Genomic DNA, 26598 nt, shown 5'->3' with positions numbered 1-26598 from the left:
TAAATCCCCCCTTATATCGCCCATCAATATATCGTCAGTCGATACAATTAAAATATATCAGCAGTCGATATAGTTGTCAATGCTCTTCCATTATGTTGCAATAAAAATATACTTCGTTAGCATGTAAGTAATTACTTGCACGAAAGGAACTGCACAACGAATTATCGAAGCTGCTCTACAATTGATAAGTGAAAAGGGCTATACAGCTCATCATCCTTGTGACAATCGTTGTCGCTCTGAAACCTGCTCCAATTCCATAATTCAAATAAGCGATGGGCTACGTTGCTAGTAGCCCATCGCTTTATCACTTTGAAAGAGATAAGCAAATCCTTCGTTTTGAGCGGAGTATCCTCTGCTTTTCCGGTTTCATCCTACACTTCTCTCTCTATCCTTCATTATTTAGCATTCTATCCACCGCTTTTCCTTTCCTATCCTCCACTTTTAACAGGCTATCCTTCGCTTTTAGCGTTCTATCCACCGCTTTTCGGGTTCTATCCTACGCTTGTCTCTCTACCCTTCACTCCGGACATTTTTTAAAATCGAAGCTAGTTGCTGGTTTAGAACTGTTACACTGTCGCTAAAATCTCCGCGATACCATTGGATGATGAGTCCGATGATGGCGTTTGCTTGATAGGCACTATAATAGTCGATCGAAATATGGTCCGCTATTTGATGCTCATGGTGTGTAGTAATGTCTCGCTTTAACAGTGAATAAATCCCGTCAAATAGCATGTAATAGTAGGTCAACGGGACATTTTTAGAAAATACGATACGATAAAACATTTTAAAGCGTTCAATATGATGAAAAATCCGAATGGTTGTTGGATCGAGTTGATGGGTGTCCAAGGTTGGGACGGCACGGTAGGGTTCTTCATAGGATTGATATAAATCCTCCATAATTTCCTGAAAGTATTCTTCAAAGAGCCCCTCTTTTTGCTCGTAATGTAAATAGAATGTTCCTCGATTAATCTTCGCCTCTCTACAAATTTCTGCAATCGATATTTGCTCCAATGGCTTTTGGCTGAGCAAGGTCAATAAGGCGTTGTGCAGGGCTTGTTTCGTTTTAATAATCCGTAAATCGGTTGTACGCAATTTTTTCAGCTCCTTATTCAACAGTTTTTCCAAAAGTGTTGAATACTCAACACATCATGATAATTTGCATATTGAAATCGCTTTCATATTTATTATATGATTTTAATGAACAGATGTTCAATAACTATCGACATACATGAGGAGGTCTTTGAGATGAGATTAGAAGGTAAAGTAGCCATTGTGACAGGTGCAGCTTCAGGCATGGGGAAAGCCATTGCTGAAGGATATGCAAAAGAGGGCGCTAAGGTTGTCGTTTCAGACTTAAATTTAGAGGGTGCCCAAGCAGTTGTGGACGGTATTCAAGCAGCTGGGGGTACAGCATTTGCCATTCAAACAAATGTCGCATCAACAGAAGACTTACAACGTTTATTTGACGAAACGAACACGAACTACGGTCAATTAGATATTTTAGTGAACAATGCGGGCATTATGGATGGGATGGAGCCAGTTGGTGAAATTTCTGATGAACGTTGGGATCGAGTATTCGCCGTGAATACTACAGCCGTTATGCGCTCTATGCGTATGGCTACAGAAATTTTCCTTGCGCAAGGGCATGGTGTCTTTGTGAATAATATTTCTGCTGGTGGCTTATACGGGGCACGCGCAGGGGCAGCCTATACAGCTTCGAAGCATGCCGTTGTCGGTTTAACAAAAAATACAGCGTTTATGTATGCTGATAAAAATATTCGTTGTAATGGGATTGCACCAGGAGCAGTTATGACTAATATCGCCTCTTCTATGACTAGTATGAGTGAAACGGGTGCTGCACGCCAATCACTTGGACTATCGATTAATCCTCGTGCTGGTCAACCAGAAGAAATCGCACAATTAGCTATTTTCCTTGGTTCAGACGAAGCAAGCTTTGTGAATGGACAAGTGATTGCGGTGGATGGTGGCTGGACAGCTTATTAAGCCATAAAAAACCACGCACAGTGAATCATGTCTGTGCGTGGTTATTCATTTATATGACTTTTCTAGACGGGAACAAGCTCCCAATCACTGCTCCTACAAGAGCTGGTAGTATCCAACCTAATCCGATGTCATAAAAAGGAAGGATCGTTGAATACAGCTTCTCCACTGCGTCCAAAACGCCTAAGTTCGCTCCTGGCACACTTTCCACCAAGGCTTTATAGCCATCAATTAAACTGATGAAAAATGTAAAAATCATCGCAATGGCATAAACTGTTTGCTTATTCTTAAAGAAGGATGAGCAAAGAGCAAGCAAAATTAATACAATGGCTAGTGGATATAAGAACATTAAAACAGGGATCGCAAATTGGATGATATTGTTTAAGCCGAAGTTTGCAATCGTAAAGGACACAAGACAAAGTAAAAACACAAACCATTTATAGCTGATTTTTGGAAACACTTCGTGGAAAAATTCACTACAGGACGTAATTAACCCTATACTTGTCTTTAAACAAGCAAGGACAATAATAAGCGCCAATAAAATGGCCCCAAAAGAGCCAAAATAGTGATCTGCTACTGCGGCAAAAATTAAACCACCATTGTCAAAAGTACCAACAGCATCAATACTAGAAGCTCCCATATACGTAATTAAGCCGTAAATAAGTGTCATTAAAGCCATCGCAAAAATACCCGATGTCCATGTAGCCTTGGCTATTTCCTTGCGATCTGTAATTCCTGCACTTTTAATAGCATTGATGACAACAATCCCGAATGCCAGCGATGCTAGGGCATCCATCGTATTATAACCCTCTTTAAAGCCCGTCATAAAAGCAGCATCCAAATAATCACCGACTGGCTGCTGGAAATCACCCATTGGTTTGATGATGCTTGTGATAATTATAATAAATAAGACGACTAAAAAAGCAGGCGTTAAATATTTACCGATGTAATCCATAATTTTTGCTGGATTTAAAGAGAAATAATAGACAACGGCAAAAAATACAAAGCTAAATACTGCTAGTAGCAGCGTTGCATGTTGTGGTTGAATGTATGGCTCAAAGCCTACAACAAATGGTACGGTTGCTGTACGTGGAATGGCAAAAAACGGACCGATTGTTAAATACAGTGCCAATGAAAAAACAATGCCAAATATAGGATGAACACGGTTCGCTAAATCACGTAAACCATTACTACCTGATAAACCAATCGCTAAAATTCCGAGGAATGGTAGCCCGATGGCAGTAACTAAAAATCCGATTAACCCAAACCAAAAATTAGTTCCAGCAAATTGGCCCATTTGAATAGGAAAAATGAGGTTCCCTGCTCCAAAATACAGTCCAAATAACATTGTTCCGATGACTGCATAGGTTGAAAAAGGTATTTTTTGTTGCATAATTGATGTGCTCCTTAGAAGTTTTAGACCATAGCAAATTATTTTAATCGAATGATTTTTCACTATAATTTCATCATGTTATCAAGCATTTATTATAATTACAATAGTTTTTTCGTTTATCTAGATGAATGCTACAAAGTTCAGTTGATTGAACAAAAAAAGAGCTGCCTGCTGACAGCCCCTCCTTAGTTTGCAACTGACCATTCAATATGATCTAAAAATTTATAAACATCTTCATACACTTTATCACGTTCTTTATCTAATGTAATAATGTGACCAGAATTTTCATACCAAATGATTTCTTTGTCATCTGTTTCTACTGTATTTAAAATGAAAGGTGCGCTTTCTTGGTATAGGTCATCATCTAGTGAACCTTGTAACACAAGTGTAGGTGCTTTGATCGTTGATAATTCCTCACGAGTTTCAGTTGTTAAACGTGTTACGCCATCCAAAGAATCCTTTGGTGTAATGCGTAATTCATGTAATTCTGAAATGATTTGATCTTTTGATTTATTTTCAAAGTGTTTATATAAACGAGCATAATGGTACAAACGTGTAAATAAGCCTTTTGAATTATCACGTGTAATTGGTGCACACATCGCTACACACGCTTTCACTGGAAACGTCTCTGCTACTTTTAATGAGAAGACGCCACCAAGTGAAATCCCAACAACAGCGATTTCTTCATAGCCATTCTCTTGGAGGAAGTTATAACCTTCCACTACATCGTTCCACCAGTCCTCTGGTTTTGTTTCTAATAATGCTTCTGGTTCTACACCATGCCCACTATAAATTGGTGCATGAACGGTATAACCTCGTTGAGATAAAAATTCTCCTAGTTTTTTCACATCTTTTGTGCTACCTGTGAATCCATGCAGTAATAGTACGGCTTTTTTGCCTCCCTCAATAGTTAGAGGTTGTGGCTTAGTTAACTTCATTTTATGATATCCCCTTCACGGAAATTTATAATTGTGTATTTTATGTGTCTATCTTACCACCCTTTATTCATAATGTATAATTTATAGTTTTTATCAAATCAATGTGTACCATGCATGAATGATGTCAACTTAACCGCTGTGCTATCACACTTTTGCTACTTAACTTTTCCATTCTGCTAATAAAATGCAACGTCCTTTTAAAAATAATTTGCAACCTATACTTCCACTCTGTTTCCCGTTATAATGCAGATAACTTAAAAATAACGAGAAAAGAGGTGAAAAAATGGAGTGGCAACAATTAGAATATTTTGTAACCGTGGCAAAGTTAGAGCATATGACACGAGCTGCTGAAACATTAGCGATTTCACAACCAGCACTTAGTCGTTCTATTTCAAAGCTGGAAGAAGAATTAGGTGTACCGCTTTTCGACAGACAAGGGCGCTCAATTATGCTTAACCGATATGGTGAACTGTTTTTATATCGTGTACTGCGAATGCGCAAAGAATATGAAAAGGCTGTTTTAGAATTACAAGAGCTTAATAATCCAGAGCTCGGCGATGTATCACTCGGTTTTTTACATACGCTTGGAACGAGTATCGTACCAGACTTGATTCGTGCTTTTCGTCAGAAACACCCCCATATTCGTTTTCATTTCACGCAAAACTACTCTCACTCACAATTAAAACAATTATTGGCTGGTGAATTAGATCTTTGCTTATTGGCAGCCATTGATACAGAGCCGCCAGTATGTTGGAAGGAATTATGGCGAGATGAGCTTTTTATTATGGTACCGATTGATCATCCGCTTGCACATCGTAAAAGCATTAAAATGAAAGAGCTGGAGCATGAAAACTTTGTGCTCATGAAAAAGGGCTATGCACTGCGCCGCTCTGCTGATCGATTGTTAAATGCTGCTGGCATAAAGCCTAAAATTTCTTATGAAGGGGACGAAGTATCGACCATTGCTGGTTTTGTAGGTGCGGGGCTGGGCGTTTCCTTACTTCCAGATGATGAGGATTTAAATCCGAAGAAAATCGTTAAAATCCATGTTGAGGATATGGTATGTGAACGAATTATCGGCATGGCTTGGATTGACAATCGCTATCTTCCCCCCTCTGCACGCCAATTTAAACAGTTTGTCTTCGATTTTTATGAAAAAAAATAGAAAAAGAGCGAGTAACAACATCACCTCGGTGTCAATGTTACTCGCTTTATTTTGATTTTTGGTTTGAACATAAAGATTTTTAACGATAACTGTAGAAAAACATGTTAAATTTCTAATTACAACTATACAATCTATTAACCTGTTCATCATACTAAGGAGGTAATAATTTGCATTTATACCTTAACACGATTGGCTTCTTTGTATTTTTATTTACATTGCTATTATTTTTCATTTTTGTTAGCAAATTAATCATTTTCTTTTTTAAGCGGAATCATTTCCCTAAAAAAACATTAACAGCATTTGTGGCGGGTTTAGTCCTGTTTTTTGGCCTATTTATATCTATCCAATACTTTTTTACATTTAGAACTATAGATAAAAAACTGATGCAAAAAGGACCCGAATCTGTATCATCCCCTTCTGGAAAATACACAGCGAACGCTTATTATGAACCCTATGGTGGTGCAGGTCCAAGTAGTGGTGTCAATGTATGGGTAGAAATTTCAAATAACGAGAATCATACAATCAAAACCATCTATTATGCAGCTGCAAAAAGTCAATTTTCAATGGAATGGCTAGACGAGGTTAAATTATCTATTGTTAATCATGAGTCTAAGTATACAAATTCAAATAGAAGTATAGAATTAAATGTGGATAAAGAGATTTATCACGAAAATGGTTTGGCTTGTCAAAGCTTGTTAATGAAAGATGAATATGTAACATGCTATCAACATGAAAGCACTTCGTATAACAAGATAGAGACTTAAATATCCTGTTATGCATAGAACAACTGCTTCATGAATTTGGAGCAATAGAAAAGATCAGGCTTTGCGCTCCTGATCTTTTTTATTGCTCGTTCATTTAGTTGTGTTGTTATTTTCCATATCCTAACGTACTTTAACCTGATATGAAAAGATGTCCGTTATATCACCTTGAATCTCAAATAATCCTTGCTCGACGAGGGTCCTTAAGCGATACTCTACAAATTCATCCCCGACATAATGATCAATTGCCCCAAATGTTTGAGCCAAAATATGTGTAGGCATCAGCCATTCTTCCTTGTACTGGATCTGCAACTCTTTTGCACTAGCCATAATGAGTGCATCCAGCGCATCTTCCTCTACATGCACTAGCTCATTTTTCCACAATCGCAACGTACTTGGCTGTTTTTTGATATCTTCCCATTCCTTCGCGAGTTGTTGGCATGCTTGGACAGAAAATCGTTTGGCCTCAGGACGAAGCTTCATGAGCATATTGGAGGAAAGTTCCCCTGTATGACGAATACTCATATTAGGCTGCAATCGTTTCAAACCCTCAGTTGTATCAATTCCATAAACCATACTACATTTATGAATCAACTCACTCATCACACAGCGCAGGCCAATTTGTTCGTGTGTGTTTTGACTATACCAAATCCATACATCCAAATCACAAGGTAAACTTGCGATTTTTTTCATCCAGTTCTCATACATATCATCATACAATTGCTGATCTTCATTATCCTTAAAAATATGAGTGTTTAACCAAGTTTTACGTTCTTCTAAATGTTGAAGTGGTCCAATTGAGAAATCATCATGGACACTTAAAACCGTTTCATTACGCTGCAAATGATGCTGACGAATTGCAAACTTCAGGGAGCCCTGCGTTGCTAAGCTAAAGGTAATATGTAAAATAGCCATGACCATTCCTCCTACTGTTTGCTGATGGCAATTTGTATCCCGATAAATGTGAAGAGGATACCTTGAATCATATTTAATCGCTTGGCAATTGCAGGTTGACCAATAATGAGTTTTCTGACTTTCCCTGCAAATATACTAAATAACGAAAATAATACGAGTGCTTGCACTAAAAATACTATACCCAAAATAAGCATTTGAAACGCAACATGTCCCTGTGCGGGATTCACAAACTGTGGTAATAACGCTAAGAAAAATAATGATACTTTTGGATTTAAAATATTCATTAAAATTCCTTTTTTATATAATGTAATATAAGTTTGTGTATTTTGCTGCTGTAAGGTAAATGGATCTCCCTTGGCTCGAAATGATTGCCAAGCTAAATATAATAGATAGGCTGCTCCTGCAAATTTGACAATTGAAAAAATGATTGTGGATTGATAAATAATCGCAGATATACCAAGTACTGCTGCACTAATATGGACAAGGAGCCCTGTACATAGACCAAGGGATGTAGCAATACCAGCCTTTTTATCTTGTGTAATGCTTTGGGCAAGTACAAATAAATTATCTGGCCCTGGCATAATGGTTAAAATAATAGCAGCCCCTAAAAACGCGAATAACGTTGAAATTTCCAAAACTTTCCCTTCTTTCAACTTCTTTTAAAAAACTATTTACATTATACTACATGACGTTGTACTCATTAGCTGTAAGTTTATGACTTTATCAAAAACTTTTCACAAATTTTCATTTCACAAATTCTGCTCGTTCATGCGATACTTTTCTCACCTAATCCATTATAATAGTAGAAACTCATGAAAAAATAGATAACTTCCATAAGAGGTGATTGTTAATGGCAGTAAGTGATATTGTTACACAGTATGAGGATGAGCATGGACAGATTTACTATAAAATGAAATCACATGACATTGACGTCAAGGCCGCACAAAACGCAGGTCTTGCTCCAGTGATCACCTATTGGATGGGCGATCAAGAGATTACGGACTCCATTCGAAATTTACGCTTTAGTCCACGTCCCCCCTCCAGCTATATTCAAGATTACGAAGAATTTCAAGCAATGCTTTATTCGAAAGAGCAACGTGCCATTAACCAGCTTTATGAACAAATGAGTATTAAACCAAGAAATATGTCAACAGGTAAACAAGTTATTTGGAGTTTTTTTGTCATTGTTTTGGCTATGCTTCCCCTGTTCATTGCCATTTGGTGGTTTAAATAATCGAATAGGTTGCCTCTTTAGCATTTTTGAATCTCTCCTTCTTAATTTATCAAAACTTTCAAGTAATTTCACTATTCAGCTTGACAGACTTTAGGAAGTAGTGCATTCTTTAGTCAATAGTTACCAACTCCATGATGAGAAAACGAACGGAGACTAGTAGTTAGCCACTGCTTGAAAAGAGAGCAATGCCCATCGGCTGTAAGGCATTGTACAAGGAAGACTGATGAACCTACTTCGTAAAACGTCCTGGCCAAACTAGGCGCAGTCTCTAGCGTTATGAGAAAAGTGGAATGTCGCATGATGTTCAATGTAGGTGGTACCACGGAAGGCAAGTCTTTTCGTCCTAATTTTTAGGATGAAAAGGCTTTTTTTATCTTGATTCAGCAAAATTTTGGTGTCAAAGATGAAACGTCATTGCTCTATTTAACAAAGCAATGACGAACATAAGACAACTGGAGGTAGTGTGATGGAGAGAAAAAGGATTGTTGTGAAGATTGGCAGTAGCTCTTTAACAAATGTAAAAGGCGAAATCGATAAAGTTCGTTTAATGGATCATGTGCAGGCAATCGCCGAATTAAAGAAGCAGGGTCATGAAGTTTTGCTTGTATCATCGGGTGCAGTAGCCGCTGGTTTTAAACAACTTGGCTACCCTGCTCGTCCTGTAACGGTAAAAGGAAAACAGGCCGCGGCAGCTGTTGGACAGAGCTTACTGATCCAAACATACAGTGCCTTATTTAGCATTTACGATATAACGCCTGCTCAAATTTTACTGACACGCACAGATTTTTCTAAAAAAGAATGCTATAAAAATGCCTATGCTACTTTCGAGGAATTATTAGAACGTTCCATGCTACCAATTATTAATGAAAACGATACAGTATCTATTAGTGAATTGACATTTGGGGATAATGATATGCTGTCCGCACTTGTAAGTGGTCTTGTCCATGCAGATCAGCTCATCATTTTAACAGACATCAATGGCTTATATAATGCCAATCCTGCTAAAAATCCGCAGGCGGAACGTATTGATCGGTTAACAGCTATTACCGATGATATGTTAAGCTTTGCTGATGGTACAGCTTCAAAGGTTGGCACGGGTGGCATGGCATCTAAGCTATTAGCAGCCCGAACAGCGCTACGTGCAGGTGTGAAAGTATTTATCGGAACAGGTCAAGGTGCACATAAACTACTTGCTATTTTAGCAGGCCATGGGGATGGCACTTATGTCGAGCATGATGAACTTGCGATTTTAACAAATCATAAACAGTGGATTGCACTTACGGAAGTTTCTGGTAAAATTTTTATAGATAGTGGTGCTGAAAAGGCGTTAATGGACAATGGCAAAAGCTTATTACCCGCTGGCGTATATCGTGTAGAAGGTGATTTTGACAATGGGGATGTTGTAGAAGTTTATAGTGAACAAGGTTTATTAGGACGTGGCGAAGTACTGTACTCTTCCCTAGAGCTAACTGTAGCAATGGGAAAACGGACGGATACATTGTCGAAATGCCCTATTGAGGTGATACACAGAGATAAATGGCTGAAAATTCAAACGAATGAGGGAGGAATGACGAATGACAAGTGAAATTCAAGGAAAAGGACAACGGGCAAAGGCTGCCAGCTACATATTAAATATTAAAACGACCTGTGAAAAGAATGAGGCGCTAACAAAAATTGCAGAACAGTTAATCATTGACCAGCATACTATTATGGCTGAAAATGCCAAAGATTTAGCACTGGGTGAGAAACAGAGCTTGCCTGCTTCTACACTAGATCGAATGATGCTCAATGAAGAACGTATAATGGCAATGGCCGATGCCATTCATTTACTTGTCTCCCTACAAGATCCAGTAGGCACAGTTATTGAGCAGATTGATAAAGAGAATGGCTTACACATCGAAAAGCGGATTGTACCACTTGGGGTCATTGGTATGATTTATGAGGCACGCCCAAATGTCACAGTAGATGCAGCGACTCTCTCTCTGAAAACGGGCAATGCCGTCATTTTACGTGGCAGCTCCTCAGCTAAATTTTCAAATACCGCCCTAGTGGCAAGTATCCACCGTGCACTTGCTAAAACATCTATTCCTATAGAGGCTGTGCAATTAATTGAGGATACAAGTCGTGAAACGGTGAAAGAATTATTTCATTTAAAAGAGTACTTAGATGTATTAATTCCTCGTGGCGGCAAAGCGCTTATTGATTTAGTTGTGAAGGAAGCAACTGTCCCTGTACTTGAAACAGGTGCGGGCAACTGTCACATTTACGTAGATCAAATGGCGGATTACATAAAAGCAGAAAAAATTTGCCTGAATGCTAAAACGCAGCGCCCTTCTGTTTGCAATGCAGCAGAAAGCTTACTCATTCATCCTATTTGGTTTAAGTCTCATGGTATGCAACTGTTAACAGCACTACATGACGCAGGTGTGACCATCATCGGTGATGAACAAGTATGTCAGCTATTTGAGGCTGCTCTTCCAGCTACGGAGGAAGACTATGCGATGGAATATCTTGATTTAACAATAAGTGTTAAATTGGTGGAAAATGTCTATGAAGCAATTGAGCATATTCATCGCTTTGGCACACATCATTCTGAAGCGATCATTACAGAAGATCAATTGGTCGCAGAAACATTTTTAAATAATGTCGATGCAGCGGCTGTTTATCATAATGCCTCTACCCGCTTCACGGATGGCTTTGAATTTGGCTATGGTGCAGAAATTGGCATTAGTACGCAAAAACTACATGCTCGTGGGCCAATGGGCTTGCCCGCGTTAACCTCAACTAAATATTTCATATATGGCAACGGCCAAATTCGTGAATAAAAGGAAGCCGCCCGTTACTTATTTGCTTTAATAATTTTACAAAAAATAGAAAGAAGGTGTCGTATGAACATCTCCGCAATGATTAAACTAACCGTCTCCATGGCACTGTTTGGTTCCATAGGCTTTTTTACGGTTCATACTGGTGTTCCTGCTACAGAGCTTGTCTTTGTTCGATGCATTTGTGCCACCCTCTTTCTAGGAGGAATGTGGCTTATTACAGGGGGGCATAAATCAGAGGTTTGGGATAAGAAGGAAATTCTCCAAACAATTATTTGTGGCGTCTTTATCGTTTTAAACTGGGTATTTTTATTTAAAGCCTTTGAAGAAATGTCGATTTCGATTGCCATTTCCATCTATAATTTAGCTCCTATTTTTGTCTTAATTTTAGGCGCTATCTTTTTAAAGGAAAAAATGACCATTCAAGCACTTGTAGCAACCATCACTTGCTTTATTGGTAGTATTTTCATCATTGGTCTCCATAATTTTGTGTCTTTCTCAGAGTTTATGCAATCTGGTTTTGTGTGGGCATTACTGTCAGCGGTCTTTTATGCCCTCACCATGCTAACAAGCAAAACCATTACGAAGCTTAGCTCCTATGCGTTAACCTATATTCAAACAACGGTTGGTATCGTCATACTACTGCCTTTCATCGACTTCTCCTTGTTTGAGGGATTAACCACTTCCAATTGGTTTTATATTTTGGGCACAGGCTTTATTCATACAGGATTTGTTTACTATTTATTTTTTGATAGTATTCGCAATCTTACGACCATTCTTGTATCCGTATTAGTGTTCGTTGACCCTGTTGTCGCGATTTTACTGGATATGCTGTTGCTTGATTTTATGCCAAGCATTATGCAAACGTTAGGTATCCTGCTTATTTTCGGAGGTATTTTCTATACAGTTTACATTCCGAAGAAAAAGCGGCTGCCACAGGAGGCATCCTCATGAGCAAGCTCTTTACTATAGGGGAATTACTAATTGATTTTACGCCAACAGAGCAGCATGGCTCCCTTGCCGATATCGAGCACTTTACTAAACATGCGGGTGGTGCACCTGCAAATGTAGCAGCGGTCTGTGCAAAGCTAGGTCAGCAGGCAGCTCTTCTAACACAGGTCGGTCAGGATGCCTTTGGCGATTTCCTAATAAAAACGTTACAGCAAACAGGTGTAGACACGCAGTACATTCGCCAAACAGCTGATGGAGAAACAAGTCTTGCTTTTGTCTCATTAAATGGTCACGGTGAGCGTGATTTTCAATTTTATCGCCGACATGCTGCGGACTTATTGTACAAGCAAGACTATCTCCCCTTACAATTACTCACTGCACAAGATATCGTTCATTTTTGCTCTGTTAATCTTGTGGAAAGCCCTATGAAGCAAGCACATCTTGCTTTTATTGAACAGGCACATCAAGCAGGTAGTCTTGTTTCCTTTGATCCGAATGTGCGCTTACCTTTATGGCAGGATGAGACTGCGTGTCGGGCAACCATCCTCGCCTTTCTACCTAAAGCACATATTGTGAAGCTTTCAGAGGAGGAGCTATTGTTTTTAACAGCAGTAGAGGAGGAACAGGCGGCTGTCCAAGCATTATTTCAGGGGCATGTAGCCGTCATCATCATTACACATGGCGCTGCTGGGGCTACTTTATATACGAAAAAGCTTCATGTAAAGGCTCCTGCTAAGGAGGTACAAACTGTCGATACAACAGGGGCTGGAGATGCATTTATTGGGGCAGTTTTAAGTAAATTCCTTCAACATCAACTAGCAGTAGCTGATGTTGAAACCTATTGCGAACAGCATGCGATGTCCCTGCTCACTTTTGCAAACCGTTATGCAGGGATTTCGACAACGAAGCATGGGGCCATTCCCTCTTATCCCGTATTGCCATTGGAAATAAATCAAGATTAACGCGAAACTTCTTGTCCTTATTTTTCGTATGTACTAGTGACAGAGTAATAAAGGAGGACATACATGGAGCCGATCACAAAAAGACGAACAGCAGCATTTTTAATCGATACAGCGATATCAACCGCAGTCACGTTGGGTGTTGAATATTTCCTACGAAAAAAAGTGAAAAACGAAGTCGTTCATGCGCTCGTTACGCCAACAGCCGTGCTATGGGCACTAGAATATGCACAGCTCCGTCAAAATGGACAAACCATTGGCTACAAAGCAATGAAACTGGCACTCGAAAATGAAGATGGCCATCCACTATCAGACGGTCAAATAATTAAACGAATGGCTTATCGAGACACCCTCAGTACGTTTGATTATCTAAAAAATCGCCAGACCTTTGAGCAACAGCATGGACAACGTCTACCTCATGACAATTTCGCAGGTACGATTGTCAAAGAAAAATAATTGAAAGCTGCCCAACTTTCTTTATGAAGGTAGTTTTTAATTGAAACTAGAATCCGTCGTGCAAAAAAATGGCTCCCCTTAGCTAAGGAGGAGCCTTTTCTAATGGCAGCTAAACATAAGTAGTGCCATTGAATTGTATACTTTATCGAAAACAGATCTTCCGCCTTCTCTCTGCAAACGAATACTAAGTGACAAAATCTAGCACTAATGAGAAGGTTATTGAAAAGACGATTTCGTCCACTACCAATATTTTTTCATTAAAATATGTGGGATGCCACAATCCATGAATTCTTCGCCTTCACGCTGGTAGCCTAATTTTTCATAAAAACCTTCTGCATAGGACTGGGCATTCAGCTTTACTTTTGTTAAACCTTTGTCTCGTGCGATTTGCTCTAAGCCCATAATGATTTCTTTCCCCAGGCCAAATTTACGGTATTGTTCCAATATACAAATACGTTCTAGTTTGCCATAGCCCTCCACAATGCGAAGCCTGCCTGTTCCAACAGGTTGCTCCTTGTAATACACAAGAATATGATCACATGGTGCATCGAGCGAATCAAATTCATCGTACTCTTCTACCTCAGGTACTTGTTGTTCTTCAATAAAAACATGTCGACGAAAATCGAACGCTGTTTGTAATTCTTCTTCAGTTGTCACTTTTTTTATGCTCATGAATATTCCTCCTAGTTTCTCCTATTGACCATCTTCACTAGGTGCAATTTCACTTCGAAGATGATACTATTAGTATAGAATAATTTTTATTGCAAATACAATAAAAATTTCAGGAGGATCGACCATGAAAGAAATTTTACGTGAAATAGGTGCTATTGCACGGGCATTAGACTCAATTAGTAATATTGAATTTAAGGAGTTGGATTTAACAAAGGGACAATATTTATATGTCATCCGAATTTGTGAAAATCCTGGTATCATTCAAGAAAAAGTTGCAGAGCTATTAAAGGTGGATCGTACGACTGCTTCGCGGGCTATTCAAAAATTAGAGACCAAGGGCTTTATTGAAAAGCGTATTGAACAAGGAAATAAAAAAAATAAATTGCTCTTCCCAACAGCAAAAAGCTTAGAGATTTATCCTTTCTTGAAACGAGAGGGCGAATATTCCAATGCTCGTGCACTTGCAGGTTTTTCCACTGGAGAGATTGACAGCATCCACAATCTACTAACGCGTGTTTTGCATAACATCGAGATTGACTGGGAGGATGTAAAAAAGGGGCATAAACGACACTATTAAAGGCGATTCCTTGTATTTCCACATGTTTGGAATCGCCACGTACTAAACATTGGCTGCCAATACTCTTTTTAACACGGCTACCATAAAATCAAGATCTTCATCAGTACAGCAAAGTGGCGGACTTAATATAATGATATGATGATAGCCCTCTACTGTTTCGCCATTTCTCCCAACAATTAACCCGTTTGCTTGACAATCAGCTATAATTTTCGCTATTCGCTCTGGCTTTGCGGGTGCTTGTGATGGTTTATCTTCGACAAGCTCGATGCCTATGAGCAACCCAAGCCCTCGTATATCTCCAACAAAGGGTAGCTCCAATAAGTCTTGCAAATCATGTAGCAATTGTATACCCAAATCTCTTGCGCGCTGTACGAGCCCTTCTTCTTCTATGATTTTTATATTTTCTAAAGCCACTGCACAGGCTGCTGGATTACCACCAAACGTATTAATATGCCGAAAATGACTATAGCCGTCCATCTCTTTAAATTTTTCATAAATGTCTTTGCGTACAGCCGTGATGGATAACGGTAGGTAGGCACTTGTTAACCCCTTTCCCATAGTAATGACATCTGGTCGAATGTCAAAATGCTGATGACCAAATAGCATCCCTGTTCGTCCAAAGCCACATATGACTTCATCAATGATAAGTAATACCCCATGTCGTCTACAAATGCGCTCGACTTCCTTAACATAAGTAGGGTGTGGAATAAGAACGCCACCACCAGTAATCAGTGGCTCCATAATAACGGCCGCTATTGTTTCTTTTTGCTCCCAAATGATCTTTTCCTCGATTTCACGAGCACATGCTAAACTATACGCCTCCACGGGCTGCCCTTTTGGTCGACGATAATGATCAGGTGGGGCAACATGCAAAAAGCCTGGTGTTAAGGGTTCATATTTATATTTACGTAAGGCCTGTCCTGTGGCTGCCAATGCCCCCAGTGAACTGCCATGATAACCTCGATAACGAGCAATGATTTTATAACGAGTTCCTTCCCCATTTTGTTGATGGTATTGACGTATTAGCTTAAAGGCTACTTCATTCGCGTCCGAACTGCTATTGGAATAAAACATCATATAGTCATCTTCTAGTAAGCTGTTCATTTTTTCAGCGAGTCTGATGGCCGGTTCATGACTTTGGGTTAAAGGGGCATAGCATAGCTTTTTCAGTTGCTCATACGCAACTTTAGCAAGACGCTCACGGCCATAGCCTACGTTCACTGCCCATAAGCCTGACATGCCATCTAAAAAGCGGTTGCCTAAACTATCGGTAATCCATGCTCCTTCTCCCTGTTCAATAATAGGGGGCGCATTGTCATTGTACATAGACATATGATGCCAAACATTTTCATGGTCTTTTTGCTGTAAATCATGTGTGAATTGATCGTTCTGCTCCATATCATGACCTCCAATCGTGATCATCGATGTCTTTTTATCTATCACCATTTTCCCTATTAAACTAGTTAATATTGAAATTTTCTGATTTCTCTAACATAATGAAATAGACATTGTACATTCGAAGGGCAGGTGCTAATTGATGGCGAAACATCCTCTACTCGTACGTGATGTCCTCAAGCGCAAGCATTTTGAATCAGCGAAGCTTATCGCTGGGCAGCATGGTCTTGATCGCCAAGTTTTATGGACACATATATTAGAAATCAAAGATTTTGATACATTAATTAATGGTGGTGAATTGATTTTAACTACTGGTGTTGGTTTACAGCTCGAACGTGAAACACAAATCGCCTACTTACAAAACCTTATTCGCAATGAAGCTGCTGGTCTTTGTATAGAAATTGGAGACTATTTCGATCATGTCCCTGTAGAATTGATTGCTATGGCGAACGCCCATCATTTCCCAATTATTATTTTTGAAGACATTGTACGATTTATCGATATTACGCAAGATTTACACACGTACATAATTAATCAACACCAGCAGGCACTAACACAGCTAGATACACTCTCCAAAACATTTATGGAATTATCGTTAATGCCAAATGGAATTTTAAAAATATTACAAGTTCTCCACCAAGATACGGATGCGCCCTTTTTATTTGTCTCAGAAGATACAAAAAGCTTTTATTATCCTGTGGAGGCTAAAAAATACTTGCGTGTTATGGAGGAGCATTGTCAGCAGTTAGAAATACAAGAGCCTCTGCACCTTTTATCCATTGATAAGGATCATTTTGTCATCATCCCTGTGAATGGACTTGGACAAGTTTGGGGCTATTTATGTATGCATTCTGGACTGCCAAAGCCGAGTGATTACACCTTGTTGAATCTAGAACGGGCTACGATGTCAATAGCCCATATTTTAATGCGTAATCGCATGCTGCAGGAGCGACAGCAAAGCCGTGAGGATGAATTTATCCTTGCCTTAATTCAAGGACAGCCCGTTGATATACCATACTATCAAAGCTATTTGCCAATCGAGAGTCGTAATTTATTTTACCGAGTCGTCGTATTCAATCTTCATGATAAAGCTAATACAGTGTCTGAAGAAGAGTGGCAGGAAATACAGCTCCAAAATGCCATGTATATTCGCTCAATTTTAAAAAAGCTCGGATTTTTCCCTACTGTTTCGGTACGACAGCATGAGATTATTATTTTAGCCTTTTTTATTGCCGCAGATTATATGAAAGACAATCGTGATTCCTTCGATCAAGCCATTTCACAGATTATAGGGAGAAAAGCAGCACAGTTTTTTGAACAGCTTATCCTTAGCTGTGGCATTAGCAATGTCTATCAGTCGATTGAAAGTGTTCATCTTGGCTATAAAGAGGCGAAATCGGCCATTCAAATGCAACATCAGCAATTGGCTAGCTCCATCTACTATAAGGATCTAGGTGTCTATCGATTATTATTACAGCAGGATCAGACAGCTCTCCTACAATTTGTGAAAGATTATTTACAAGAGATATTGTTATTAGATCAAAAAAGTAGCCTTGATTTATTTCAAACATTAGCTGTTTATTTGGCCTGTAACGGGGCTAAAAATGATACGGCAGAACAGCTGTTTATCGTCCGTCAAACACTCTATAAACGAATTGAACGGCTAGAAAGTATATTAGGTGCTGATTTTTTACAAGCTCCCCATCGCCTCAATATTGAAATGGCTGTTAAGGCATATGAACTCTTACAAAAAACAGCACCTGATTTGTTACGATTTTGAACGTGGGTCCATAAAATCTCGTAAAGCATTACTGAGCATATATAAACCAAGAACAAGAATGGTAATGGCTCCTCCTGGCGCATACGTATACCAAGGGGCACCGATTAAATAGGCTTGTGAATCTTTTAACATTCTGCCCCAGCTAGGGTTTGGTGGTTGTACTCCAAGCCCTAAATAGCTTAGTGCTGCCTCGGCTAACATCGCCGTCGCAAATGTCACGGTTGCAGCCACAATAATTTGCGACGAAATGTTCGGTAAAATATGGCGGAACATAATGCTATAAGGCTTGACCCCGATTAATTTCGCTGCCAGTACATATTCCGAGTCACGTTGCTGCACAAAGCCACTACGTGCAATCCTTGCAATAGCTGGAATAGCGATAATGCCAAGCGCTATAGCGGTATTTGTAATCCCTGGACCGAATACTGCTACAAGCATTAAGGCTAAAATAATGCCTGGAAAAGCCATTAAAGCGTCCATCGTCCGCATAAAGATTTCATCGATCCAGCCACCAATATAGCCCGCAATACCACCGATAAGAATGCCAAACACCGTTCCAATTGCCACGGTTAATAGACCCACAGCAAAGGCTGTTTGTGTCCCCTTCATAATGCGGCTAAAAATATCACGCCCGAATTCATCTGTTCCAAACATATAGGCACCACCAGGTCCACGCAATTTTTCAGGTATATTCATCGCATTGACATCATGTGGTGTATAAAAGAAACTAACAAGCATGACGAGCAAAAAGCCGACAATAACGAGGAGACCAATGACTAAATTGATTTTTTTAGTATAGCGCTGTAGTTGTTTCATGGTAGCCACCTCTTAACGTAATCGAATTCTAGGGTCCAACACAGAATATAAAACATCAACGATAAAATTAATCATGACGACAGCTACTGTAATATACATGACAATCCCCTGCACAAGTGGAAAATCACGATTACTAATAGCCGTAATTAGTAGCTGACCGATACCTGGCAAGGAAAACACCTGCTCCACAATAATCGTTCCTGCTACTACCTCTGCCATGATCAAACCAAAAACCGTTAAAATCGGGATCATCGAATTTTTTAATACATGCTTATACATTACATTTTGTTCAGACATCCCTTTACTGCGAATTGTACGGACATAATCGAGTTGGACTTGTTCTAGAATAGCTGTACGGACATAACGGAAATTCACCGCAATTTGTGGAATGGCAATCGTTAAAGCTGGAAGAATAAGCGTGCTAAGTGCTCCTGCTATACTTTGGGTCCAAGGAATATAGCCACTAATTTTAAAGAAGCTAAACTGTAAGCCAATGTAAAGAATAAGCATCATCCCTAGCCAAAAGGATGGTACTGCCATCCCAATTTGCGTCATAGTGGATAATGACACATCACTTAATTTATTTTGTCTTCTTGCAGCAAACATCCCTAAAGGTAAGGAAATGATTAAGACCATAATAAGGGTAAGCCCTGCTAATGACATGGTGACAGGAAGTCGATCAAATAATAATTCTTTTACTGGCATGGAAAATCGAATGGAATTCCCTAATTGCCCTGTCAATAAGCCCTTCATCCAATCTACATATTGTTCATAAAGAGGACGATCCAAGCCGAGCTCAGATCGTAAATTTTCAATTTGTGTGGGATCCGCCTCCGTCCCTAACATCGTGCGAACCGGATCACCAGGTAATATTTGAAAAACGCCAAATGTAATGATGGATACTAGAAGGATGGTGATTATTAACAGGATGATTCGACGTAGGATATACATCATAAGCATTCATCCCTTTCTAGTTTGAAAACTTAACCTCAGACATATCATGGAACCAGAATGGATAACTTTTAAGCCCCGTCACTTGTTTGTCAGTACCCCACACGATTTGATAATCAGCAATGTAAACCGCAGTGGCTTGCTCTGCTAAAATTTCCTGTGCACGATGGTAGTAGTCGATTTGTTTAGCTTGATCAGTTTCCTTCAAGACATCAGCCATAATTTTGTCGTATTCTTCGTTTTTAAACAGGAAGAAGTTTTCACTATCATTTGTGGAGATATAGTCATTCAAAATTTCAAAGGCAGATGCACGACCTGTTAAATCAATCGTTGTCATCTCATAGTCGCGACCAAAGTACACACGATCTAGCCAGATACCCCATTCAACTACTTCAATTTCTACATCAATGCCAATTTCCTGCAAATTAGCCACTACAATTTGGGCAATATTTGAGTAAATATCATTATGTGAAGACACCGTTATTTTTGTTTTAAAGCCATCAGGATAACCCGCTTCCGCTAATAAGGCTTTCGCTTTTTCCACATCTCGCTCATACATGCTTTCTAAGCCCTTCTTTTGGAAGTCTCCCATTGCTGGACTCATATTAGATCCAAGAGGAACAGCATAGCCCGCAAATACAGAATCAATAATATCGGATTTACTAATGGCGTAATTGATCGCTTGACGAACCTTCACATTATCAAAAGGTGCCTTTGTTTCGTTAAAAGTAACGATTAATGATGAGTTATTATTTTGATGGGATAAATTATAGCTACCCTCTACCTCACCAACACGATGCCAAGGAACACTCGTTAAATCTACCTCATTCGCCATCAAGCTCATAATGGCTGCCTGATCATCTGATTGGAAGGCAAAGGTTACTTTATTCAAATAAGGCAATCCTTCCTGCCAATACTGCTCATTTTTCTTGAGCTCTAAATTGGTGCCAGGTGCGTATTTTACAAAGGCAAATGGTCCTGTCCCAATTGGGTTTTCATTATGCTTACCATCATTACTTTTAGGAATAATAGCTGATTGTCTTGCTGTTAATGAATACAAGAAATTAGAGTTCGGCTCTTTTAACTTGATAATAAATGTAGTCGCATCAGGTGCCTCCGTAGATGCCACATTATCAAAGTTATTAGACATTTTCTCCCCACCATTTTTCCCCATTAAACGGTCAAAGGAATATTGGATATCCTCCATCGTTAAATCATCACCATTATGAAACTTCACACCTTGGCGTATTTTAAACGTATACGTTAAACCATCCTCTGAGATGTCGTAGCTCTCTGCAAGCCCCTCTTTCAAGGAACCATCCGTTTCAGGTGCCATAAGCCCTTCAAACAGATTAAGAATCATTTGATAGGAAATAGACGCTGTAGCCTTATGTGGATCTAAAAAATCTGGATCGTCATTGACACGTACAACGATTTCCTGTGGAACATCGGCTACCGTTTGACCATCTATAGAACTTGAACCTGTCGTATTTTTCTTTCCATCACCTGAACATGCTGTCATGATAATTGCTAATAACAATGTCACGAGCATCAGTCCTCTTTTTTTCCATTGCATAGTCGTTCCCCCTTTTCCCATATGCCTATCTTTGAATGCTTGTATAGCTTTCAACATCTGCCAATTTATCAGCGCCTTTAATGCCAGCGAGAATGGCTTCCTCCATTACCTTTGTTGCTAAATGTCCTAGATAATCAAGTGCATAAGGTTGATCGCCTGTCCCTAGCACAAAAATCGTATCGCCATCCAGCATGGTATGAACGGGATAAATCGTTCGTGCTAAAGCATTTTGCGTAAGCTGTGCAATTTTTTTAGCCTCTGCCTTCGTTAACTTGGCATTCACTGCTACCACACCGATCGTTGTATTAGTGCCAGCTAATGCCTCTGATTGTGCATGCTGCTCTAAATAGGCACAGCAATCCACCCACTGACCAGAATGCGCATCTCTGGCTCCTGCTAAAATTTTCCGTGTAGCAGGGTCCTTGACATCTCCCACGGCATTCACTGCCACGATGGCTCCTGCTACGAGACCATCTTTCCCCGCATAGGAAGCACTACCAAGCCCACCCTTCATCGCAAAATTAGGTCCTGCTAGTTTGCCAATAGTTGCGCCATAGCCAGCACCTATATTGCCATTGGTAAATGGGCCAACTTGTGCTGCTTGTGCCGCTTCATAGCCCATTTGCGCAGTAGGTCGAGCATGAGGATCACCGATAAATAAGTCAAAGAGAACAGCACTCGGCACAATCGGTATTTTTGCCACACCTGCATCGACGCCAATTCCTTGCTCGGCTAAAAATTGCATGACACCTGTGGCAGCATCTAATCCGAAGGCGCTGCCCCCAGCTAAACAGATGGCGTGGACTCGATCAATTTCATTAATAGGGTCTAATGCATCTGTTTCACGAGTGCCTGGTGCAGAGCCTCGAACATCCACTCCACACACCGCCCCACTTTCTACTAATAGCACCGTGCAGCCTGTAATCCCTTCCTTATTTTCACGATGTCCGACTTTGACACCTGGCACATCCGTTATATTGCCAAACATCTGCAATACCTCCACTCCAAAATAAATTTAATTTTCTGATTATTTATCATATAAAAAGCAAGCCACTCGTTGATGGTCATTTTCATGTTGAAGCATCGGTCTTTCCTGATCACATCTTTCCATCACAAATGGACAACGGGTATGAAAGACACAGCCAACAGGTGGATTCATTGGACTTGGTAATTCACCTTGTAAAAGTATTTCTTGTTTCGGCTCATCAAAATTAACGACTGGTATAGCAGATAGCAATGCTTGTGTGTAGGGATGTAATGGATTGGCGTAGAGCTCCTTCTTTGTCCCAATCTCCACAACTCTTCCTAAATACAGCACTGCCACACGGTCACTAATATGCTTCACAACACTTAAGTCATGTGAAATAAATAAATAAGTTAATTGAAATTCATCTTGTAAATCCATCATGAGATTAAGAACTTGCGATTGCACCGACACATCCAGAGCAGATACCGGCTCATCAGCAATAATGAATTCTGGGTGTATCGCTAATGCTCGGGCAATACCAATTCGTTGTCGCTGCCCACCAGAAAATTCATGCGGAAACTTATGCATGGCATCCTCAGGTAGCCCTACCTTTTGTAAGAGCTCCTTCACACGCTCTTTTCGTTGTTCCTTCGTCAATGTTAATTGCAGTTTCATCGGTTCCTCGATAATAGAGCCTACCCGCATCCGAGGATTAAGGGAGGAAAAGGGATCTTGAAAAATCATTTGCATTTGATTGCGATAACTTTGTAGCTTACTGCCCTTTAAATGCTGGATTGGCTGCCCTTTATACAATACTTCCCCTGCTGTTGGTTCAACGAGCTTTAAAATCGTTCGCCCAAAGGTTGATTTGCCTGAGCCTGATTCTCCTACAATGCCCAATGTTTCTCCTCTAAAAATCTCTATTGAAATATCGTCAACCGCCTTGATGACCTTTTTTTCTTCCTTCATCGATTTGCGTTTCACAGGAAAGTAGGCTTTTAAATGATTAATTTCCAGCAAAACTTCTTTCTCCATCATGAGCCAGCTCCCCTTTCTCTGTGAATAAATGACAGCGTACTTTATGTGCCTCTTGAATGTAATGGATAGCCGGTTGCTCCACATGACAATGTGCCATCGCATGTGGACAGCGTGGGGCAAAGCGACAGCCATCAGGCAATGCATACGCTGGTGGTACGGTGCCAGGGATCGACGGCAGCCTTTTGACATCTGAATCAAGGCTAGGCATCGTTTTTAAGAGAGCAGTTGTATAAGGATGCTGCGGATTTAAAAAGAGCTCTCTCACTGGAGCTTCCTCGACAATTTGCCCTGCATACATCACCATGACACGATCGGCTGTTTCTGCAACAACACTCATATCATGTGTAATAAATAAGATGGCCGACTGATGGTCTTTCTTCATTTTCAGCATCAGCTTTAAAATTTGTGCCTGTACCGTCACATCCAGTGCTGTGGTTGGTTCATCTGCAATCAATAGCTGCGGATTATTAGACATCGCAATAGCAATCATGACACGTTGCCGCATTCCCCCTGATAGTTGATGAGGATATTCAGCAATCACCTTTTCTGCATTGGCAATCCCTACCTCCTGTAAAAGTAGTAATGCTTTCTTCCATGCCTCTTTTCTCGATACCTTTTGATGTCTGCGAATGCCCTCAATCATTTGATTGCCAATCGTAAAGACGGGATCTAAAGAGGTCATAGGCTCTTGAAAAATCATACTAATTTCATTACCACGAATACGGCTCATCTCTTTCTGTTTATAGGCGAGTAGATTTTTACCGTTTAAGGCAATGGAACCTGCTGTAATTTCACCTGGTGGTATGGGCAGTAAACGCATAATCGCTAAGGATGTGATACTTTTGCCGCTTCCTGATTCACCTACCAGTGCAACGGTTTCTCCTTTATGAATAGTAAAGTTTACATCTTCAACAACCTTCGCCTCTTTGCCATTTTTTAACTGAAATTGGATGGATAATTGATTGACCTCTAAAAGCACTTCTTTTTCTTTTGGCTGTTCCATATGCGTCCCTCCATCTCACTGTTGATTAGGTGGTGCATAGCGTATAGCGATGTTTTTCATTTGCGTATAGTTTCGCAGTGCAACAAAGCCCTTCTCTCGACCAATTCCGCTTTTTTTATAGCCGCCAAACGGCATTTGAATGCCACCTGCAGCCCCATAATTATTGACAAATACTTGGCCAGCCTGCACACGACTTGCCACATAATGAGCCGTATCAATATGCTGTGACCAAACACCAGCAACTAAGCCGTAGTCAGTGCTATTGGCTAATGCAATAGCCTCGTCTGCGCTGGAAAATGGCAGGACGGTTAAGACAGGGCCGAAAATTTCTTCCTGCGCTAATGGATCATTTGGATCAACGCCATCCAGTATAGTTGGCTGTACATAAAAGCCCTTTTCATAGCCTTTTATCGTCACTGGTTCGCCACCCGTAATCACATAGCCATCTGTCTTTGCTTGTTGTAATAATGCCGTGATTTTCGTATATTGGCGTTCATTTAATAGCGGTCCCATATCCATATCCGCTTCCCCAGGTCCAACTTGTATCGCTTGGAATTTTTGCGCTAGTTGTGCAATGAATGTATCTTTAATACTTTCTTCAATGAGTAAACGTGCCCCTGCAGAGCAAGTTTGACCGGCATTTTGAATAATGGCACGTACAACCCCCTCTAATGCTTGCTCCATATCGGCATCTGCAAACACAATATTAGGCGATTTTCCTCCAAGCTCTAATGTCACAGGCACAACATTTTCTGCTGCTGCCTTCATCACCGCTATCCCTGTCGGCACAGAACCCGTAAACGTAATATGATTAATATCGGGATGTGACGTTAAATAGAGCCCAACCTCTCGCCCCAATCCTGTAATATGCTGGAAAATCCCTTTCGGCACTTTATTGGCAAACCATTCAGCGATGGCATGTGTTGTCAGGGGTGTATCCTCTGCACTTTTCACAATCACAGCATTACCAGTTGCTATAGCCGCTGCGACACTTCTTGCCGTAATTTGAATCGGATAATTCCATGGCACAATATGTACCGTAATGCCAACTGGCTCTAGCACTACCGCATTTAATAGTCCATCCTCAATCGGAATGGTATCCCCCATCACCTTATCCGCTGCACCACCATAAAATTCAAAATAGCGAGCCGCTGCTTCAATATCTGCTCTTGCCTGTGATAAGGGCTTTCCTACGTCTCGACATTCTAGTAAACTCCATTCCTCTGCATGCTGTCGAATATAATGGGCAAATTCAATTAATAACTGCCCCCGTTCATAGGCCTTCCATTGACGCCAGTCTTGTCCTTCAAACGCTAGACGGGCTGAATGTACTGCTTGTTCCACATGCGCTTTACTTGCATTGCTAATTTGTGCAATCACTTCCCCAGTCGAGGGATTTTTAACTGCTAAGTATGTCTCTTCTTCACCATGAACCCACTCCCTATTAATTAACATAGGAATTTTTCTCATCGTACCCCTCCTATAATCCACGACCACCATCTACATGCAATGTCGTTCCAGTGACCATACTTGCCGCATCAGACAATAAATAGCTGACTGCCCCTGCTATATCCGCTGGCTGTACTAAGCGCCCAAGTGGGACAGACTGCACAAACACATTTTGCTTCGTTTGCTCTATATCAGCATCCTGTGCAGCAAATTGACCAAGCATTTGTGTGTCAGCTGGGCCTGGATGAATCGTATTAACGCGAATTTGGCTTGATGCAAGTTCAATTGCAAGCCCTCTTGTAAAGCTTTCTGCCGCCCCCTTTGAGGCAATATAAGCCTGTAAGCCTGGTCTAGGACGCACGGCAGAAATAGAGGCTATTGTAATAATGGAGCCCCCTTGCTGTTTTTTCATAAAAGGAACAACTGCTTTTGTCGTGATAAACAAGCTTTTTACATTGACATCCATTAAACGGTTCCACTCATCCATCGTGACCTGCTCAATCGGTGTCGCTGACTGGGCAATTCCTAGTGCATTGACAAGGCCATCTATTCTGCCATACTTGTCAAAAACCTGTTGGCAAATGCTTTGAACACGTTCCTCCTGCAATACATTGACTTCAACACATTGTAATGAATCATGGGCGATATCTGATAGTGCATCTATTGATAAATCAAGCCCTACAACCTGATTACCCTGCTTTAGCTGCTCTTGAATAATCGCTTTTCCCATACCGCCTCCTGCACCTGTAACTACGACCACCTTTTGCTCGATTGCCATC

26 protein-coding genes are annotated in these 26598 nt (G+C 40.3%); 11 read left to right on the top strand and 15 right to left on the bottom strand.

The genetic code is table 11. The annotated features are described in order from the left end of the window. Positions 1 to 510 precede the first annotated feature (510 nt). Complete coding sequence (locus NV349_RS08365) at positions 511 to 1092, bottom strand: TetR/AcrR family transcriptional regulator (protein WP_036129161.1); 582 nt, start codon at positions 1090 to 1092, stop codon at positions 511 to 513. 153 nt (positions 1093 to 1245) lie between these two features. Here NV349_RS08365 and NV349_RS08360 point away from each other — a divergent pair, with 153 nt between their 5' ends. Further along, positions 1246 to 2004 (top strand): SDR family oxidoreductase, encoded by a 759-nt coding sequence (locus NV349_RS08360; RefSeq protein ID WP_089932493.1) that lies wholly within the window; start codon positions 1246 to 1248, stop codon positions 2002 to 2004. A gap of 49 nt (positions 2005 to 2053) precedes the next feature. On the opposite strand, the gene brnQ is transcribed toward NV349_RS08360, so the two are convergent. Then, on the bottom strand, positions 2054 to 3394 hold the full coding sequence (brnQ, locus tag NV349_RS08355) for a branched-chain amino acid transport system II carrier protein (protein WP_058844710.1): 1341 nt from the start codon (positions 3392 to 3394) through the stop codon (positions 2054 to 2056). A 185-nt stretch (positions 3395 to 3579) separates the two neighbouring features. Continuing rightward, positions 3580 to 4332: an alpha/beta hydrolase gene (locus NV349_RS08350; protein WP_036129148.1), complete on the bottom strand. Its 753-nt coding sequence runs from the start codon at positions 4330 to 4332 to the stop codon at positions 3580 to 3582. Positions 4333 to 4615: 283 nt separating this feature from the next. Between NV349_RS08350 and NV349_RS08345 the strand changes: the two genes are divergently transcribed. Further along, on the top strand, positions 4616 to 5497 hold the full coding sequence (locus tag NV349_RS08345; RefSeq protein WP_058844709.1) for a LysR family transcriptional regulator: 882 nt from the start codon (positions 4616 to 4618) through the stop codon (positions 5495 to 5497). Positions 5498 to 5664: 167 nt separating this feature from the next. Beyond that, positions 5665 to 6261: a DUF5412 family protein gene (locus NV349_RS08340; RefSeq protein WP_271912946.1), complete on the top strand. Its 597-nt coding sequence runs from the start codon at positions 5665 to 5667 to the stop codon at positions 6259 to 6261. Positions 6262 to 6381: 120 nt separating this feature from the next. Here NV349_RS08340 and NV349_RS08335 read toward each other — a convergent pair whose 3' ends face one another. After that, on the bottom strand, positions 6382 to 7173 hold the full coding sequence (locus NV349_RS08335; RefSeq protein ID WP_058844708.1) for a DUF1835 domain-containing protein: 792 nt from the start codon (positions 7171 to 7173) through the stop codon (positions 6382 to 6384). 11 nt (positions 7174 to 7184) lie between these two features. After that, a complete protein-coding gene (locus NV349_RS08330; RefSeq protein WP_271912942.1) occupies positions 7185 to 7808 on the bottom strand; it encodes a LysE family translocator in 624 nt (207 codons plus the stop codon). Between the two features lie 215 nt (positions 7809 to 8023). On the opposite strand from NV349_RS08330, the gene NV349_RS08325 reads away from it, so the two are divergent. The 6 genes from NV349_RS08325 (at position 8024) to NV349_RS08300 (ending at position 13595) form a co-directional block, all read left to right on the top strand. Further along, positions 8024 to 8407 carry a hypothetical protein gene (locus tag NV349_RS08325; protein ID WP_036126554.1) on the top strand — a complete coding sequence of 128 codons (384 nt, stop codon included), beginning with the start codon at positions 8024 to 8026 and terminating at the stop codon, positions 8405 to 8407. A 466-nt stretch (positions 8408 to 8873) separates the two neighbouring features. Next, positions 8874 to 9992, top strand: coding sequence for a glutamate 5-kinase (gene proB, locus NV349_RS08320; RefSeq protein WP_089932499.1), 1119 nt, complete (start codon positions 8874 to 8876; stop codon positions 9990 to 9992). Beyond that, the gene (locus NV349_RS08315) at positions 9982 to 11232 is read left to right on the top strand and encodes a glutamate-5-semialdehyde dehydrogenase (RefSeq protein WP_101966826.1); all 1251 of its coding nucleotides are present in this window, start codon (positions 9982 to 9984) and stop codon (positions 11230 to 11232) included. Before proB ends, NV349_RS08315 begins: the two co-directional genes overlap by 11 nt. A gap of 63 nt (positions 11233 to 11295) precedes the next feature. Next, positions 11296 to 12183, top strand: coding sequence for a DMT family transporter (locus NV349_RS08310; RefSeq protein WP_058844704.1), 888 nt, complete (start codon positions 11296 to 11298; stop codon positions 12181 to 12183). Further along, on the top strand, positions 12180 to 13142 hold the full coding sequence (locus NV349_RS08305) for a carbohydrate kinase family protein (protein ID WP_036126588.1): 963 nt from the start codon (positions 12180 to 12182) through the stop codon (positions 13140 to 13142). The genes NV349_RS08310 and NV349_RS08305 overlap by 4 nt, the downstream gene beginning before the upstream one ends. A 63-nt stretch (positions 13143 to 13205) precedes the next feature. Next, positions 13206 to 13595 carry an RDD family protein gene (locus NV349_RS08300; protein ID WP_089932503.1) on the top strand — a complete coding sequence of 130 codons (390 nt, stop codon included), beginning with the start codon at positions 13206 to 13208 and terminating at the stop codon, positions 13593 to 13595. 240 nt (positions 13596 to 13835) lie between these two features. Here the strand turns inward: NV349_RS08300 and NV349_RS08295 are convergent, their stop codons facing one another. Beyond that, positions 13836 to 14267, bottom strand: a complete 432-nt coding sequence (locus NV349_RS08295) for a GNAT family N-acetyltransferase (RefSeq protein WP_058844702.1) — start codon at positions 14265 to 14267, stop codon at positions 13836 to 13838. A 124-nt stretch (positions 14268 to 14391) separates the two neighbouring features. Between NV349_RS08295 and NV349_RS08290 the strand changes: the two genes are divergently transcribed. Continuing rightward, the gene (locus NV349_RS08290; protein WP_271912938.1) at positions 14392 to 14844 is read left to right on the top strand and encodes a MarR family winged helix-turn-helix transcriptional regulator; all 453 of its coding nucleotides are present in this window, start codon (positions 14392 to 14394) and stop codon (positions 14842 to 14844) included. A gap of 42 nt (positions 14845 to 14886) precedes the next feature. Here NV349_RS08290 and NV349_RS08285 read toward each other — a convergent pair whose 3' ends face one another. Beyond that, positions 14887 to 16242 carry an aspartate aminotransferase family protein gene (locus tag NV349_RS08285; RefSeq protein ID WP_249646016.1) on the bottom strand — a complete coding sequence of 452 codons (1356 nt, stop codon included), beginning with the start codon at positions 16240 to 16242 and terminating at the stop codon, positions 14887 to 14889. Between the two features lie 139 nt (positions 16243 to 16381). Between NV349_RS08285 and NV349_RS08280 the strand changes: the two genes are divergently transcribed. After that, complete coding sequence (locus NV349_RS08280; protein WP_271912936.1) at positions 16382 to 18019, top strand: PucR family transcriptional regulator; 1638 nt, start codon at positions 16382 to 16384, stop codon at positions 18017 to 18019. Here the strand turns inward: NV349_RS08280 and NV349_RS08275 are convergent. From NV349_RS08275 to NV349_RS08240, 8 genes are read right to left on the bottom strand one after another with little or no spacing between them, the layout of a single operon-like run. After that, a complete protein-coding gene (locus tag NV349_RS08275; protein ID WP_249646014.1) occupies positions 18008 to 18835 on the bottom strand; it encodes an ABC transporter permease in 828 nt (275 codons plus the stop codon). The genes NV349_RS08280 and NV349_RS08275 overlap by 12 nt on opposite strands. A gap of 12 nt (positions 18836 to 18847) precedes the next feature. Continuing rightward, positions 18848 to 19789, bottom strand: a complete 942-nt coding sequence (locus NV349_RS08270; RefSeq protein ID WP_036123050.1) for an ABC transporter permease — start codon at positions 19787 to 19789, stop codon at positions 18848 to 18850. 16 nt (positions 19790 to 19805) lie between these two features. Further along, entirely contained in the window at positions 19806 to 21362 is a 1557-nt protein-coding gene (locus NV349_RS08265; RefSeq protein ID WP_249646013.1) for an ABC transporter substrate-binding protein, read from the bottom strand. 25 nt (positions 21363 to 21387) lie between these two features. Beyond that, entirely contained in the window at positions 21388 to 22350 is a 963-nt protein-coding gene (locus NV349_RS08260) for a P1 family peptidase (RefSeq protein WP_271912934.1), read from the bottom strand. Between the two features lie 39 nt (positions 22351 to 22389). Beyond that, positions 22390 to 23367 carry an ABC transporter ATP-binding protein gene (locus NV349_RS08255; RefSeq protein ID WP_271912933.1) on the bottom strand — a complete coding sequence of 326 codons (978 nt, stop codon included), beginning with the start codon at positions 23365 to 23367 and terminating at the stop codon, positions 22390 to 22392. Next, complete coding sequence (locus NV349_RS08250) at positions 23336 to 24370, bottom strand: ABC transporter ATP-binding protein (protein WP_271912931.1); 1035 nt, start codon at positions 24368 to 24370, stop codon at positions 23336 to 23338. The genes NV349_RS08255 and NV349_RS08250 overlap by 32 nt, the downstream gene beginning before the upstream one ends. 15 nt (positions 24371 to 24385) lie before the next feature. Further along, a complete protein-coding gene (locus NV349_RS08245) occupies positions 24386 to 25840 on the bottom strand; it encodes an aldehyde dehydrogenase family protein (protein ID WP_271912930.1) in 1455 nt (484 codons plus the stop codon). Positions 25841 to 25850: 10 nt separating this feature from the next. Then, complete coding sequence (locus NV349_RS08240) at positions 25851 to 26597, bottom strand: SDR family NAD(P)-dependent oxidoreductase (RefSeq protein WP_036127354.1); 747 nt, start codon at positions 26595 to 26597, stop codon at positions 25851 to 25853. Between the last annotated feature and the right edge of the window lies 1 nt (position 26598).

Source organism: Lysinibacillus sp. OF-1 (assembly GCF_028356935.1).
Taxonomy (GTDB): domain Bacteria; phylum Bacillota; class Bacilli; order Bacillales_A; family Planococcaceae; genus Lysinibacillus; species Lysinibacillus fusiformis_D.
Note: the sequence above shows the minus strand (reverse complement) of the source record. Positions and strands in the feature narration are given on the sequence as shown.